This is a genomic window from Bradyrhizobium sp. Kon37, assembly GCF_055807535.1.
The window spans coordinates 37996-52201 of record NZ_JBVVOY010000002.1 but is presented as its reverse complement, the minus strand read 5'-3'; the positions used below and the strand labels follow the sequence as shown (position 1 = coordinate 52201).

The following is a 14206-nucleotide window of genomic DNA, read 5'->3' as shown; positions in this document are numbered from 1 at the left end:
GCAATGATTGCTTGCTTGTGCTGAACCAATAAGGAACTCTCTTAGGGAACTCTCGGCCGTCGTCAGGCTTTGCTTCCGAAAGGGAGAAATCACATGACTGGTCTCAGCGAAGTAGAGATTCGAAACCGCGCCTATCACCTCTGGAAGGAGGCCGGCGAGCCCGCGGGCACGATGGACACCTTCTGGTACGAGGCCGAAAAGGAGCTTCTCGCCGAGCGGACCAAGCAAAGCGAAGTCCCGCCCGGGATGACCGACAATCTGCCGGTCTGACTTTGCCGGTCTAAGAGGCGGACAGAGTCGAGCGTCGACAGCTCTCAAAGCAGCCACCCGGCGTAACGCCCGGGTGGCTGCTTTGCTGTTCGGGCCATCGCTTGGATGGCGGCCGCCTCAAAGAAAAACCCCGGGCTTAGGGACCGGGGCTCTTCAAGCTGGTCGGCCGCGTCGCGACATGCCGCCAGCACCACTGCATTCGGCTTGACAACGCGATACGAAAAAAATCGTTCCGGCTGCTACTCCGCCGACACGGACACGTCGATGATCGCCGGCGTATCGACCTGGCGCTCGCGCCAGACGACGAGATCGCATTTGGGATTGAGCCACTGATACTCGGAGCCGCGCGCCTTCAGATGCGCAAGCGCTGCATCATGTGCGGCGGTCTGGTCCGGCGCCTCGACCATGATTTCCACGGTCTCCTCGATCTGACGCACCACCTCGACGGCGTAGTATTTTCTGGTCACGGTCCCTCGCTCCGGAATGACTAACGGGGAGGGCGATGGCGCGTTCCCCAAAAGAAAAACCCCGCGCTTTCGCACGGGGCCTTCCTGGCTGGCTGCGATGGGATTTCAGCGCCGCGCCGCCGGCCGCGTTCTCGAACTTAAGGTTGAAAACCCAAAAAGCAACCGCGCCGGCGCGCGGAAGGCTCAAGGTGATGCGGCGAGCGAATTTCGCGGGGAGGGGCTGGACTTGTTGTTCCTAGTTTGTTCTAGTGGGGCATCTCTTTTGGCGGTGACCAATGTCTCTTGGGAGGTGCCTATGACTGTCGAGAAACAACGCGAAGTGATCAGGCTCTGGAATCAGCTCAGGAAGCTCGAAGGTCCGGCCGCGGAAGAACTCCGCATCCAGATCCTCGAATGCTTTTCGGGGAGGGATCTGTCGGGGAAGGAGACGGTGAAGCGAGCGGCGTGATGAGCGTCGCACGGCGTCGATGATAACAGGCCATCGCGCCTGCCTTCACCGATCGTTAGGAATCGTTTTGCGCTGATCCCTCGACTCCGATTCGTTCTTTGCGAACGAAATGGAGTCGGATGCAGAACAAGCCGTGGCTTCTGTGTCGATGCGGGACACGCCTCTCCAAACCAAGCCGGCGTGATGCTTGGCACAGTCCTGTTCGCCTGTCCTTCGCTACGAGATCAGGCGAGGGAGACGCGACATGGATGCGTGCTGGTTTCTCGAGATGTTCGCCGAGATCGCAAAAGTGTTTTGGTACGACCGGCACCCGCGCTTGCGCAAAGGCAGGCCGTCGGTGCCGCAGGTGCCACCGCGATCGAAATCCGAAGACGCGATGTGAGCGCGCGACCGTTGGCGATGATGCGATCGTTTGCGCACAAACGAAGTGTTAAGACTTGCTTCGCGCCGATTTCTGCGATTCCGATTCGTTCTTCGAGAACGAAAGGCAGGTGAAGCTGGAACAAAGCCGGACGGCGGATCGCCAGAAGCTCCGCAGCCTCGGCTTCGCGCGAGCTTGAAGCGGCTCGCCGAGTTCTGACGACGCTTGGCCAACTCCTAACGGAAGATTGCCGCGAAGCCGATAACCCTATTCGGTTAGGTTAAAAGCCCAATCGCGTTGCGCTTGCCGCTGCTTGGGATAGGTGTGTCTGGCGAAGGCGCGCTCCGACTTTGCCAACAAGCGACTTTGCCAACAAGCAATTTTGCCAAGAACGAATTCATGACACCTTTTTCAGAACCGAGCTTTTATCAGGGCGATCGCCACACCTACCGGCGCGTCGCCATCGTCGGCACGCTATTTTGCCTGGCTTTCGTGGTGATCAGCATCTCGCTGCGGCCACAGCTCGAGGACACGCGTGTCGCGGTCAAGGCCGACAGGCTGATGCGCACGGCGGGCCAGCCACCGCACACGAATTAACGGTCGTCGCCGGCGATCTGATGGTCGGCGCAATTCCCGGGGCACGCGGTGCCATGTGAGGCGAGCGCCACGAAACCGGCATAACCGGACAGGTTGAGCAGGACTTCGAGCCAAACGGGCATGTCGGCCTCTTTTCTCCTTGAAGGCTACGGCAACGTGCGCGCGAAGCGCATGTTCCCGGACAAGACGGACTGGCGCCTCAAAGCGGGGTGGTGGGGTCGAGCCGCCGGCCGAGGGTGCCTACGGACTCGCTCGACGGCTCTTCCTTAAGGAACTCGGCAATGGCCCGCGCCAACTCGCCGTCGCTCATCGGCGTCGGCGGCGGGCGCAGCGTGCCGACACCGAAACTGCGGACGATCTCGTCGTAATGCTGATCGCCGGATCTGGGAACCAGCCTGCGGATACGGGCCAGCAATTTGGATATCGGCACTTTATCCTCCTAGGCGCTCCCCGCTGGCAGCAATTGGGCTGCGTTGCCAATTTGCCGTCCGTGAAACTGAAAACCCCGCCAGCATTGGTGATGCTGACGGGGTCTTCGTGCTGTTGCCTGAACCGGATGGCGGAGGCGTCCGCACTTGAACAGACAATTCGCGGAACGCGCGGCGGTTCCATGCGTGGCGGATTTAATCCGAGCTCGGTTCCACAGCCTTGCGCGCAACCATCGCAACGCGCCGGCGTTGTCTATGCGAGATACGAAGGAGGAGATTCATGATGAGGAAGACACTGGCAGTTCTGGCTACCGTTGCGGCCGTCGGCGTGACCGCGGTCGCGGCGCCTGCGCCTGCCGAGGCGCGCGGCCGCGGCATCGGTCCGGGCCTCGCATTCGGCCTCGCCGCCGGCGCCATCACCGCGGGCGCCGTCGCCGCGTCCCATCCTTATGGCTACGGCTACGGCCCGGGGTATGGCTACTATGGCGGCCCCGCCTATGCTTACGGCCCCGGTCCGTACGCCTATTACGGCGATGGACCGTACTACCGCCGCCACCATTATTACCGTCACTGGTAACGGCGGACCAAATGAAAAGCCCGGAGCAATGCTCCGGGCTTTTTTCATGCTCGGTGATCTGCTGTCGTTACGGCCAGAGCGAAGGCCGCTCCACCTTGCGCGCGTTGTCGAGCGTCGACACGAAATACTCGTCACGCTCGCGCTTGAATTTTTCCTGGGTGGCACGGAAGGCGGCGACACGGGCGGCGATCTCTTCGCGTTCGCGGATTTTACGTTGTTCGTCCTCGGTCATTTCAAATCCCCTCTGCACGTGAGTATGTGTCCTACTGAACTCAAGCACTGCCGCCGCAATCACGTTGAGTCGCGTCAACACATGCATTGGCGCTTCTGATTGGGGCGTCAATGGGGAGGAGGCATTGCAGGATTGTGATAAGCGAGGGTCGGAAAAAATTGCCGACCACGTCGTGCGCCGCAGTGGATAACCGCGTCAACAATCTTGTCGCTTGCGCATGTTGCAGCTAGCGCAAAAAACAAATCAGCAAAACCGATCGGCCAAGCCAATCGGCAAAGCAAAACGGGAGGCCGCGTTGATTGCATCGGATCTTCGCAGCGGCGTCGAGCGTCTCGGCGACATGATCGCCGAAGCCAAACGGATCGTGCCGTTCACCGGCGCCGGCATCTCGACCGAGTGCGGCATCCCCGACTTCCGCTCGCCGGGCGGAATTTGGACGCGCAACCGCCCGATCCCATTCGACGAGTTCGTCGCCAGCCAGGAGGCGCGCGACGAATCCTGGCGCCGGCGCTTCGCGATGGAGGAGGTCTTTGCGGCGGCCAGGCCCGGCCGCGGCCATCGCGCGCTCGCCTCGCTCTACCGTGCGGGCAAGGTTCCCGCGATCATCACCCAGAACATCGACAATCTGCACCAGGCCTCCGGCGTCGCGAGCGACCACGTGATCGAACTTCACGGCAACACCACGTATGCGCGCTGCATCGGATGCGCTCAGGCCTATCCGCTCGATTGGGTGAAGCGCCGCTTCGACGAGGAGGGCGCCGCGCCCAACTGTACCGTGTGCGACGAGCCGGTGAAGACCGCCACGATCTCCTTCGGCCAGATGATGCCCGAGGACGAAATGCAGCGCGCGACCGCGCTGTCGCAAGCCTGCGACCTCTTCATCGCGATCGGTTCCTCGCTGGTGGTATGGCCGGCCGCGGGCTTTCCGATGATGGCGAAGAGATCAGGCGCACGTCTGGTGATCGTCAATCGCGAGCCCACCGAGCAGGACGACATCGCCGACCTCGTGATCCGCCACGACATCGGCGAAACGCTCGGACCCTTTGTCGGTAATTGAGGCAGCAATTTGATTCGCGGCTGTGCAAGCTGTTCATAGGTTCCGCCGAATCTCTTTTTTGTCTATGCCTCGCAACCGGGAGTGTTATCTTTTGAGTCGAAAGATTCGCGTCGCGTCGAGTTGAGAAGATTCTCTAAAGACGCGTGATTCGGCGCCGCCATTCAGGCGGGTTGCATGGCATGTGTGGGGTCCGGGGTTATGGGGTCGTCCGACGGATTTGAGTCCAAGAAGGTCGGAGTTCCCGCGGTGGGTGAACACGGCGGTGGCGGTCGCGACAGCGCTCTCAGTCCATTCACCGGACTTGGTGAGAGCAGCGCCAACCTCGTCGAGGTTCATGGCGTCATCAAATGGTTCGACGCCTCAAAGGGCTACGGCTTCATCGTTCCCGACAATGGCTGGCCCGACGTGCTCCTGCACGTTACCGTGCTTAGGCGCGACGGCTTCCAGACCGCCTACGAGGGCGCCCGCATCGTCGTCGAGTGCATCCAGCGCGCCAAGGGCTATCAGGCGTTTCGCGTCGTCTCGATGGACGAGTCGACTGCGATCCATCCGGCGCAGATGCTGCCGCCGCGCACTCATGTCACGGTCACGGCGACCAGCGGGCTGGAACGGGCCCAGGTCAAATGGTTCAACCGGCTGCGCGGTTTCGGCTTCCTGACCTGCGGCGAGGGCACGCCCGACATCTTCGTGCACATGGAGACGCTGCGCCGCTTCGGCATGACCGAGTTGCGGCCCGGCCAGTATGTCCTGGTCCGCTTCGGACCCGGCTCCAAGGGCATGATGGCGGCCGAGATCCATCCCGAGACGGGATCGCCGGTCTCGTCCCACTAATTCCATTCTCGCGATCGTGAGCAGAGGCGCGCTGGCTGGCCGGCGCGCCTCTGGCTTTTCCGGCGACCGCCACGTAAGGACTGGTCCAGTCCCACGCCTCGAGAGCCATCCATGAATTTCGATCGAAAGGCCATCTTCGCCGTTGCGAAGGGCTGGCTTGCCGCCATCCTCGTCATCGCCAGCTTTGCCGTCGCGAGCGCGCCCGTCCGCGCCGCCAGCTTCCAGCCGCTCGAGATCGTCACCAGGAACGGCGTGCAGGTGTTCTTGGTGGAAATGGCGACCACCGAGGAGGAGAAGCATACCGGCCTGATGTACCGCAAAGAACTGGCGGACGGCAAAGGCATGCTGTTCGACTTCAATCCCGAGCAGGAGGTGTCGATGTGGATGGAGAACACCTATGTCTCGCTCGACATGATCTTCATCCGTGCCGACGGTCGCATCCTGCGCATCGCCGAGAACACCAAGCCGCTGTCGACCAGGATCATCTCGTCCCAAGGGCCAGCGCGGGCTGTTCTGGAGGTGGTGGCGGGAACGGCGCAGAAATACGGCATCCGCCCCGGCGACCGTGTTGGCCACCCGCTGTTCGGCAGCAAGTAGGCGGAAGGGGCTTATTGCCCCGTCCTGACGGTCTTTTGGGAAGCTTGCTGGTGCCTTTGGAAGGCTTGCTGGCGCTTTGGGAAGCGTGTATCGACGGGGCTCGCCGGACATTCGGGGTATAGCGCAGCCTGGTAGCGCGGCAGTTTTGGGTACTGCAGGTCGTTGGTTCGAATCCAGCTGCCCCGACCAGTCCGGAGGTGGGTCGGAACCGCACCTCAGAACAACAGCCAATCGGCGAGGCGACAGGCGATCCAGGCGAGCGCAGCTCCAGCCGAGCATGGCGATCCCGGCCAAGCCGACACGGCGCGTTCCGTGCCGACGCCCGGAGCTGCCAAAGCCTTACTAAACCCTCGGCGCTCATTCCCCGCGCAACGCGACTTCTGCGCGATTTTTCAAGGCATTGGGCGGGTCGGACGGGGGGAAATCGTAAAACTTTGTCGAACCTTTAGGCGTCGTTCTAGACATATAGGTGTTGGGGGATTTCAGCGCCCAATGCCTAACGGACGCCGCCAAGCGATGATATTCCGCTTGCGCGGCGTTACGCTTTTCCGACCATCAGTTCGTCGCGTACCAGCCGAACGGAAACGGCAGGAACGGCCAGGCCAGCTGATTGTCGTTGGCGGCTTTCCGGGACTCTTGCTCCGGCGTCTTCGCCGGCAGAGCAGGCGGCGTCGATCGCAGCGCCAGGCGCAGACATGCACATTGCAAATTCATCGTGGTGGCCCCCGCCCGTCAATCGTTTTCAAAAATTCGCGTCAGCCTGGAAATCACCGCGCGTCCTCAAAACGACGCGCTCATTCTCAAATCGCACACAGTCTAGGAAAATCGGCGACCGCTTTCAACCGGTCTTACCGTGCGCTCACAGGAAGTAAGGTTGATCGGTTAGGTTAAGGGCGAGCGGTTGTTGCGGCCGCCTTCGTGACTGTTATCAGATCGATCCGGCTTGCGATGGCTGCCTGAAATTCGTGCTCACACGGCATCACAGTTCGTCGCAGCGCTCGTATCCCGTGAGTACTGCATCATGTCTTTCGATCGCAACGTCCGAACCATCGGTCCGCAGGCGAGCTGGACCGATATCTGGCACCTCTGGACCGTGTTCGTGCCGCGCCGCTCGATCAACGGGCAGCTGGTTTACGGCAAGGTCTGGCGCCGCCACGACGGCCGTGACTGGATCTACAAGAAGTTCACCGAGTACGACAGCGAAGCGGCGGCCTGACGCGGCGTCGCTGGGATCCGGCGCGGTATCGCTGCTGCCCTTCAAGCGGCCTTTGCGGCCGCAGGCTTGGGCGGCGGCGGCTTCAGCGGCTTGTCCTGCTTCTTCGACCAGGAGATGTAATAGGCCACCGTCGTCATGATCGCGATGCCGGCGACGCTGACGAAGATCTGCGCGAACAGCGAGCCCGAGCTCATCGACAGCTCGAAATGACCGACGAAGGACAGGAACACGCCGACGCAGAACACGGCGAGCGACTGCTGGCCGCACACGATGATGGGGTCGAACCCTTTCCATTCCAGGCCCGGCCAGTCCTTCGGCACGAAGCGGATCACCAGGATCACGATCACGACGAAATGGATGAAGCGGTAGGGCGCGAGGTTGGTCTTGTCGTTCGGGTTGAACGCCGAGAACAGCCATTCCGGGAACATGCCGCCGATGATCGGGAAACGACCAGCCATGGTCATGACCAGCGCGAACAGCATGTAACCGAGACAGAGCCAGAGCGTGACCGGCGCATTGATCAGCGCCATCGAGCGGCGCGCGCCGCCCAGGGCGCACCAGGCGCCGAACACGAACAGCACCTGCCAGGCATACGGGTTGAAGTACCACTGTCCGGCCGGATAGGCATTCAGGTTCAAGCCGAAATGGCGAGCGGTCAGCCACAGCACGATGGACAGTGCCATCGTCAGGTCCGGCTTGCGCAGCATGAACCAGAGCACCGGCGGAAACAGTCCCATCAGCACGATATAGAGTGGCAGCACGTCGAGATTGAGTGGCTTGAAGCGAAGGAACAGGCCCTGGCGCAGCGTCTCGGTGGCGTTGTCGACCAGGCCGGCGACGTTGAACTCGTTGATCATCTCGGAATCGCCGAAGCGCAGCGCCAGATAGCTGATCGAGGCGATGTAGATCACGAACAGGATGATGTGGGCGACGTAGAGCTGCCAGACCCGCTTGGTCAGCCTCGTGGCGCCGACCAGGAAGCCGCGCTCGAGCATCATCCGTGCATAGACGAAGGATGCGGTGTAGCCGGAGATGAAGACGAACAGATCGGCAGCGTCGGAAAAGCCGTAATTGCGGGTGGTGATCCAGTTCACCACGTTGTCGGGGATATGGTCGAGGAAGATCGCCCAGTTCGCAATGCCGCGAAACAGGTCGAGCCTGAGGTCACGGCCCTTCTCGGGGAGCGTGGCGTTGATGTTCAGGAAGGACATGCGACGGGAGCTTTCGGAGGGGACGGACAGGGAGATGTCAACGAAGCAGGGCCGCCGGGCGAGACCCCGGCGCGGAAGGCGGGTACGCAATTGTCACGATGCAGCATAATGATTATACCCATCGGCGAGCCATCCCGGGGGCCGGAATCACCGATCAGTTCCCAAAAGGTGTCTCTATACTATGCCCGCGGTTTCCACCAACTGCTACCGTGACGCATCGAAATCGAACGAAAAGACGAACAAGAGGCCCGGACCATCCATGACCGCACGCATTTTCAAGCCCGCCAAGAACGCGATGCAATCCGGCCGGTCCAAAACCAAGGAATGGCAGCTCGACTATGAGCCCGAGCAGCCGCGCGCGGTCGAGCCGCTGATGGGCTGGACCTCGTCCGGCGACATGAAGCAGCAGATCACGCTGCACTTCCACAGCAAGGAAGAGGCGGTCGCCTATTGCGAGCGCAAGGGCATCGCCTACCAGGTCATCGAGCCGAAGGAATCGGTGCACCGTCCGGTCGCCTATGCGGACAATTTCTCGTTCCGCCGCGGCGAGCCCTGGACGCATTGAGGGCGGGCCACGCGTCGAGACTCGCGTCATGCCCAGGCTTGCCGTCTTCGCTGAAGCTTCGCCTGCCCAACACCGAATGCCCGGCGAAGCCTTGGCGGAGCCGGGTCCCGGGCATCCACGTTTAGCCCCCGTAAGAGCCTGCGGCTGGCCGGAATAAGCTCGGACAACCACGCGGGTTCTTCCCATCGTCCTGCCCTTGGCAGCCATTCCGCCCCGTGCTTCGCTGCCTCGCATGAGGCGACCATGACGAGGTGGGCTATGGCGGGGCGTGACCAGCTCGACGGCGTCGATCTGAAAATACTCTCCGAATTGCAGCAGGACGGGCGGGTTCGCAACAACGAGCTGGCGCTGCGCGTCGGGGTGTCCGGGCCCAACTGCGTGAGGCGGCTGAAATCGCTGTTCAGCCGCGGCGTGATCCGGGCGGTGCGCGCCGTCATCGACGAGCGGCTGCTCGGCTACGAGGTGGTGTCGTTCGTCTCGATCCAGCTCGGCAGTCAGGCCCAGCCGGTGCTGGCGGCGTTCGAGAGCTCGATCGCCGCAATCCCGCGCATCCAGCAGTGCTGGCGGATTTCGGGCGACACCGACTATCTTCTCAAATGCGTGGCGCCGAGCGTCGAGAGCATGCGCCAGCAGCTCCTGCATTTCGCAGCGATGCCGAACGTGAAGAACGTCCGCAGCTTCCCGGTGTTGGGCGTGGCGAAGGACGTGCCGCTGCCGTTGCAGGAGATCGTGGCGGCAGGATAGTTCGGCGGGGACGGGTGCCAAAGTGTGGCTCGCACAACGAAATCCAAAACTCCGAAGGCGCGGGAGTGATCGCCTTGCCGGGGATACAGGTTCGGATAAGACGGATAAAACATAAGTAACTCACCTAACTGTGACATGTGATTTGCGAAGTCCTGCAATGCGCCGAGCCGTGATTGCCGGTTCCTGGCGCCAGCCTACATGCGAGCTGTGAACCTCAGCCTGCGTCGCATGCCGAGGCCTCTTTTGTGGGACCCTGAAGCAGGAAAAGACAACATGACCTTGACCTCGAAGACGTTCGTCGCATCCGCTGCGACGCTGTTTGCATCTGCGTTTCTCATGATGACCGCGCCGGCTGCCCAGGCAGAAGACTACTGCATCACCAATGGCGCCCAGGCCGCACACGGCTGCGGCTATCCGACGATGGAGGCCTGCCGGGCCGCGGCCGGCGGCATCGGCGGCTCGTGCTCGCAGAGCGGCGGCGCGAAGACTTCGACGGACGCGCTGGCCTTCCAGCCGAAGCAGACGCAGTCGCGCACCAAGCTTCGTCCGGGCGGGCAGACCAACTCGAACTGATCGAGACTGGTTTCGAAATGTTGCGGCCTCCGAGTTGGATCTCGGAGGCCGCAACAGCATGACAGCCCGCGCGTCAGCGATACCGTCAGCGATACCTGCCGCGAAACTCGCGCGGTGAGGCGCCGGCCCAGGTGCGGAAGGCGCGGGAAAAGCTCTTCTCGTTGCGGAAGCCCGCGATCTCCGCGATCCGCTTGATCGGGCTACGACCGCGCATCAGCTCCTGCTTGGCGAGCTCGAATTTTGCCTCTTCCTTGAGATCGCGCAGCGAGGTCGCTTCATCGCGCAGGCGCCGATGCATGGTGCGGGTAGAGAGTGCCAGCTCGGTTGCGACATCCTCGGCTCCGAGGCTGCGTCCGCGCGCATTGCGGAGCACGCGGCGAACGCGCTCGACCAGGAGCCGGTCACGCCGATAGGGCAGCACCGTCAGCCGCAGCGCGCCCTTGAGCATGTTGTCGAGGTCCGCCGCGCTACGGGTGAGCGGCAGCGACAGATAATGCTTGTCGAAGGTGATGGAAGCTCGGTCCGCATCGAAGCGGATGTTTCGGCAAAAGATGGTCGGATAGACCGAGATATGGCCGGGCTCGGGGTACGGAAATTCCGCGGCGCGGAGCGCGATCCTGGAATCCACAGCCCAGCAGGAAAAGCCGAGAACATAGCGGAGCAGGGTGACCAGGCAGAATTCGCGTAGAGGTCCGAGGTCAGCCAATTCGCGGATGGACACGACCGCGGTCTCCTTGCCCACCGCGAGATCGAGCAGCACGTCCTCCGTAAGCAGACGGTGGTGCCGGCACCAGCGCTTGAGCGCGACCTCCAGCGTCGGGGCGGTGATGGAGGCGCGGCACAGCATGCCGTAGGTGCCGAAGGGCAGCCGCCGCGAGAACCAGCCGAGCGCCTCGTCATCGAGCTCGCGCATGGCGTGGCCCGCGAGCGCCTCGAACTGACCGGCCGTGACCCGCCCATCCGGAGAATTGACAAGGTCTGGCGTTACCTGACCCCGGCTCAGCGCCTCGGTCGGATCGCGGCCGTAGCGTTCGTAAGCGGCAACGACGCCGCGGACGAAGGCGGCAGGGGTCACGGCGCGGCGCGGGATCGCGGTTGCGACTTGAAAAGGCATCGGACATCCTCTGGGAAAATCCTCGCCAAGTTTGGCGGAAAATGCAACCTTTTCGACCGCAGAAGGGCCCCGATGCCGCTAGGTTCGGTCCCCAAAAGACGGAGGAATCGCCTTGAATATCCCGAGCATCGATTTCGATCTGGGCGAAGACATCAGCATGCTGCGCGATACGCTGCGCGCCTTCGTGGAGGCGGAGATCGCCCCGCGTGCCGCCGATATCGAGAAAGCCAATCTATTCCCGGCGGACCTCTGGAAGCGCCTCGGTGACCTCGGGCTGCTCGGCATGACCGCGCCGGAGCAATATGGCGGCTCCAACATGGGCTATCTCGCCCATATCGTCGCCATGGAGGAGATTTCGCGCGGCTCGGCCGCGGTCGGGCTCTCCTACGGCGCGCACTCCAACCTCTGCGTCAACCAGATCCGCCGCAACGGCAATGATGCGCAGCGCGAGCGCTATCTGCCAAAGCTGATCTCCGGCGAGTTTGTCGGCGCGCTCGCGATGTCCGAGCCCGGGGCCGGCTCGGACGTCGTCTCGATGAAGCTGCGCGCCGACAAGCGCGGCGACCGCTATGTGCTCAACGGCTCGAAGATGTGGATCACCAATGGCGGCGATGCCGACGTGCTGGTGGTCTATGCCAAGACCGATCCGGAAGCGGGCCCGCGCGGCATGACCGCCTTCCTGGTCGAGAAGGGGACGAAGGGCTTCAGCCACGGCCAGCATCTCGACAAGCTCGGCATGCGCGGCTCCAACACCTATCCGCTGTTCTTCGACGAATGCGAGGTGCCGGAGGAGAACGTGCTTGGCAAAGTCGGCGAGGGCGTCAGGGTGCTGATGTCCGGCCTCGACTATGAGCGCACGGTCCTCTCTGGCGGGCCACTCGGGATCATGGCGGCCTGCATGGACGCGGTGGTGCCCTACATGCACGAGCGCAAGCAGTTCGGGCAGCCGATCGGCGACTTCCAGCTCATGCAGGGCAAGCTTGCCGACATGTACGCGACCTGGCAGGCCACGCGCGCCTATGTCTATGCGGTGGGGCGTGCCTGCGACCGCGCCGATCACGCGCGCAGCTTGCGCAAGGACGCCGCCGCTGCGATCCTCTATTCCGCCGAGAAGGCGACGTGGATGGCGGGTGAGGCGATTCAGGCGCTGGGCGGGGTCGGCTACACCTCCGAATTTCCGGTCGGACGCCTGTGGCGCGATGCAAAGCTCTACGAGATCGGCGCCGGCACCTCGGAGGTCCGGCGCATGCTGATCGGTCGCGAATTGATGGCTGAGACGGCTTAAAACCTTCACGCAATTGGAATCAACATGCCGCTCCATTCCAGCATCGATACGTCTTCGTCGGACTTTGCGCGCAATTCTGAGGCCATGCGCACCCTCGTCGCGGATCTGCGCGAAAAGCTGAGCCAGGTCGCCGGCGGCGGCGGCGAGGTCTCGCGCAACCGCCACACCTCGCGCGGCAAGATGCTGGCGCGCGAGCGCGTCGACCTCTTGATCGATCCCGGCACCGCGTTCATGGAGCTGTCGCCGCTCGCGGCCTATGGCCTCTATGGCGGCGACGTGCATTCGGCGAGCGTCGTCACCGGGGTCGGGCGCATCGCGGGTCGCGAATGCGTGATCGTCGCCAACGACGCCACCATCAAGGGCGGCACCTATTATCCCATGACCGTGAAGAAGCATCTGCGCGCGCAGGACGTGGCGCGGCAGAACAATCTTCCCTGCGTCTACATGGTCGATTCCGGCGGCGCCTTCCTGCCGCTGCAGGACGAGATCTTTCCGGACGAGCGTCACTTTGGCCGCATCTTCTACAACCAGGCCCAGATGTCCTCGCAAGGCATCCCGCAGATTGCCATCGTGATGGGCTCCTGCACCGCCGGCGGCGCCTATGTTCCCGCGATGTCGGACGAGAGCATCATCGTGCGCAATCAAGGCACGATCTTTCTCGGCGGGCCGCCGCTGGTGAAGGCCGCCACCGGCGAGGTGGTAACTGCCGAGGAGCTCGGCGGCGCCGACGTGCATTCGCGGCAATCGGGCGTGACCGATCATTATGCCCAGAACGACGCGCACGCGATCGGCATCGCCCGCCGCATCGTCGGCACGCTGAAGCCATCGGTACGACCAAACCTCAACATGCATCCGCCGCGTGATCCCTTGTTTGCGGCGGCGGAGATTTACGGCGTGGTGCCCGTCGACGGGCGCAAGCCGTTCGACGTGCGCGACATCATTGCGCGCGTCGTTGATGGTTCCGAGTTCGACGAGTTCAAGAAGCTCTACGGCACGACGCTGGTGTGCGGCTTCGCCCACATCTGGGGTTTTCCGGTCGGCATCATCGCCAACAACGGCATCCTGTTCAGCGAGAGCTCGCTGAAGGGAGCGCATTTCATCGAGCTGTGCTGCCAGCGCGGCATTCCGCTGGTGTTCCTGCAGAACATCACGGGCTTTATGGTCGGCAAGAAATACGAGGCCGGCGGCATCGCGCGCGACGGCGCCAAGCTGGTGACGGCCGTGGCGACAGCGTCGGTGCCGAAGTTCACCGTCGTGATCGGCGGCTCCTACGGCGCCGGCAATTACGGTATGTGCGGACGCGCCTACTCACCACGCTTCCTGTGGATGTGGCCGAACGCGCGCATCTCGGTGATGGGCGGCGAGCAGGCCTCGATGGTGCTGAGCCAGGTCCGCCGGGACAATATCGAGGCCAAGGGCGATAGCTGGTCGAAAGAAGACGAAGATAAATTCCGCGAGCCGATCCGCGCACAGTATGAGAGCCAGGGGCACCCGTATTACGCGACCGCGCGGCTCTGGGACGACGGCGTGATCGACCCGGCCGATACAAGGCTGGTGCTCGGCCTCGGCCTCTCGGCGGCGTCGAATGCGCCGATCGAGCCGACGAAATTCGGCCTGTTCAGGATGTGATGCG

At 62.8% G+C, this 14206-nt stretch carries 20 protein-coding genes and 1 tRNA gene; 15 read left to right on the top strand and 6 right to left on the bottom strand.

Annotation, left to right across the window (positions count from 1 at the left end; genetic code table 11):
- Nucleotides 1-93 precede the first annotated feature (93 nt).
- A complete protein-coding gene (locus AC0L3J_RS04360) occupies nt 94-270 on the top strand; it encodes a DUF2934 domain-containing protein (protein WP_084462276.1) in 177 nt (58 codons plus the stop codon).
- Nucleotides 271-509: 239 nt separating this feature from the next.
- Here the strand turns inward: AC0L3J_RS04360 and AC0L3J_RS04355 are convergent, their stop codons facing one another.
- The gene (locus AC0L3J_RS04355; RefSeq protein WP_473346121.1) at nt 510-737 is read right to left on the bottom strand and encodes a hypothetical protein; all 228 of its coding nucleotides are present in this window, start codon (nt 735-737) and stop codon (nt 510-512) included.
- 97 nt (nt 738-834) lie between these two features.
- Between AC0L3J_RS04355 and AC0L3J_RS04350 the strand changes: the two genes are divergently transcribed.
- From AC0L3J_RS04350 to AC0L3J_RS04340, 3 genes are all read left to right on the top strand, one after another.
- Nucleotides 835-1185 (top strand): hypothetical protein, encoded by a 351-nt coding sequence (locus AC0L3J_RS04350; RefSeq protein WP_473346768.1) that lies wholly within the window; start codon nt 835-837, stop codon nt 1183-1185.
- A 244-nt stretch (nt 1186-1429) separates the two neighbouring features.
- Nucleotides 1430-1567, top strand: a complete 138-nt coding sequence (locus AC0L3J_RS04345; protein ID WP_354237395.1) for a hypothetical protein — start codon at nt 1430-1432, stop codon at nt 1565-1567.
- 378 nt (nt 1568-1945) lie between these two features.
- Complete coding sequence (locus AC0L3J_RS04340) at nt 1946-2143, top strand: hypothetical protein (protein ID WP_456764433.1); 198 nt, start codon at nt 1946-1948, stop codon at nt 2141-2143.
- Here the strand turns inward: AC0L3J_RS04340 and AC0L3J_RS04335 are convergent.
- On the bottom strand, nt 2140-2265 hold the full coding sequence (locus tag AC0L3J_RS04335; protein ID WP_473346120.1) for a hypothetical protein: 126 nt from the start codon (nt 2263-2265) through the stop codon (nt 2140-2142). The two genes, AC0L3J_RS04340 and AC0L3J_RS04335, sit on opposite strands and share 4 nt — an antisense overlap.
- Nucleotides 2266-2342: 77 nt before the next feature.
- Nucleotides 2343-2573 carry a hypothetical protein gene (locus tag AC0L3J_RS04330; RefSeq protein ID WP_473346119.1) on the bottom strand — a complete coding sequence of 77 codons (231 nt, stop codon included), beginning with the start codon at nt 2571-2573 and terminating at the stop codon, nt 2343-2345.
- 281 nt (nt 2574-2854) lie between these two features.
- On the opposite strand from AC0L3J_RS04330, the gene AC0L3J_RS04325 reads away from it, so the two are divergent.
- Nucleotides 2855-3148, top strand: a complete 294-nt coding sequence (locus AC0L3J_RS04325) for a hypothetical protein (RefSeq protein WP_247398192.1) — start codon at nt 2855-2857, stop codon at nt 3146-3148.
- A 67-nt stretch (nt 3149-3215) separates the two neighbouring features.
- Here AC0L3J_RS04325 and AC0L3J_RS04320 read toward each other — a convergent pair whose 3' ends face one another.
- Nucleotides 3216-3380 carry a hypothetical protein gene (locus AC0L3J_RS04320; protein WP_007610153.1) on the bottom strand — a complete coding sequence of 55 codons (165 nt, stop codon included), beginning with the start codon at nt 3378-3380 and terminating at the stop codon, nt 3216-3218.
- A gap of 295 nt (nt 3381-3675) precedes the next feature.
- On the opposite strand from AC0L3J_RS04320, the gene AC0L3J_RS04315 reads away from it, so the two are divergent.
- From AC0L3J_RS04315 to AC0L3J_RS04295, 5 genes are all read left to right on the top strand, one after another.
- Nucleotides 3676-4437 (top strand): SIR2 family NAD-dependent protein deacylase, encoded by a 762-nt coding sequence (locus AC0L3J_RS04315; protein WP_473346118.1) that lies wholly within the window; start codon nt 3676-3678, stop codon nt 4435-4437.
- Between the two features lie 198 nt (nt 4438-4635).
- Entirely contained in the window at nt 4636-5268 is a 633-nt protein-coding gene (locus tag AC0L3J_RS04310) for a cold-shock protein (RefSeq protein ID WP_018457757.1), read from the top strand.
- A gap of 111 nt (nt 5269-5379) precedes the next feature.
- The gene (locus AC0L3J_RS04305) at nt 5380-5865 is read left to right on the top strand and encodes a DUF192 domain-containing protein (protein ID WP_473346117.1); all 486 of its coding nucleotides are present in this window, start codon (nt 5380-5382) and stop codon (nt 5863-5865) included.
- Nucleotides 5866-5977: 112 nt separating this feature from the next.
- Nucleotides 5978-6054, top strand: a tRNA-Pro gene (locus AC0L3J_RS04300).
- Nucleotides 6055-6886: 832 nt separating this feature from the next.
- Nucleotides 6887-7081: a hypothetical protein gene (locus tag AC0L3J_RS04295; protein WP_473346116.1), complete on the top strand. Its 195-nt coding sequence runs from the start codon at nt 6887-6889 to the stop codon at nt 7079-7081.
- 41 nt (nt 7082-7122) lie between these two features.
- Here AC0L3J_RS04295 and AC0L3J_RS04290 read toward each other — a convergent pair whose 3' ends face one another.
- Nucleotides 7123-8292, bottom strand: a complete 1170-nt coding sequence (locus tag AC0L3J_RS04290; RefSeq protein WP_473346115.1) for an OpgC domain-containing protein — start codon at nt 8290-8292, stop codon at nt 7123-7125.
- Between the two features lie 259 nt (nt 8293-8551).
- On the opposite strand from AC0L3J_RS04290, the gene AC0L3J_RS04285 reads away from it, so the two are divergent.
- From AC0L3J_RS04285 to AC0L3J_RS04275, 3 genes are all read left to right on the top strand, one after another.
- Nucleotides 8552-8857: an ETC complex I subunit gene (locus AC0L3J_RS04285; protein WP_473346114.1), complete on the top strand. Its 306-nt coding sequence runs from the start codon at nt 8552-8554 to the stop codon at nt 8855-8857.
- A gap of 258 nt (nt 8858-9115) precedes the next feature.
- A complete protein-coding gene (locus AC0L3J_RS04280) occupies nt 9116-9601 on the top strand; it encodes an Lrp/AsnC family transcriptional regulator (protein WP_456769635.1) in 486 nt (161 codons plus the stop codon).
- Between the two features lie 273 nt (nt 9602-9874).
- Nucleotides 9875-10174, top strand: a complete 300-nt coding sequence (locus tag AC0L3J_RS04275; RefSeq protein ID WP_106943518.1) for a DUF3551 domain-containing protein — start codon at nt 9875-9877, stop codon at nt 10172-10174.
- A gap of 85 nt (nt 10175-10259) precedes the next feature.
- Here AC0L3J_RS04275 and AC0L3J_RS04270 read toward each other — a convergent pair whose 3' ends face one another.
- Entirely contained in the window at nt 10260-11288 is a 1029-nt protein-coding gene (locus tag AC0L3J_RS04270) for an AraC family transcriptional regulator (RefSeq protein WP_473346112.1), read from the bottom strand.
- Between the two features lie 157 nt (nt 11289-11445).
- Between AC0L3J_RS04270 and AC0L3J_RS04265 the strand changes: the two genes are divergently transcribed.
- Together AC0L3J_RS04265 and AC0L3J_RS04260 are read left to right on the top strand one after the other, a co-directional pair.
- On the top strand, nt 11446-12573 hold the full coding sequence (locus tag AC0L3J_RS04265) for an isovaleryl-CoA dehydrogenase (protein WP_473346742.1): 1128 nt from the start codon (nt 11446-11448) through the stop codon (nt 12571-12573).
- Nucleotides 12574-12597: 24 nt separating this feature from the next.
- Nucleotides 12598-14202, top strand: coding sequence for a carboxyl transferase domain-containing protein (locus tag AC0L3J_RS04260; RefSeq protein ID WP_473346111.1), 1605 nt, complete (start codon nt 12598-12600; stop codon nt 14200-14202).
- Nucleotides 14203-14206 lie beyond the last annotated feature (4 nt).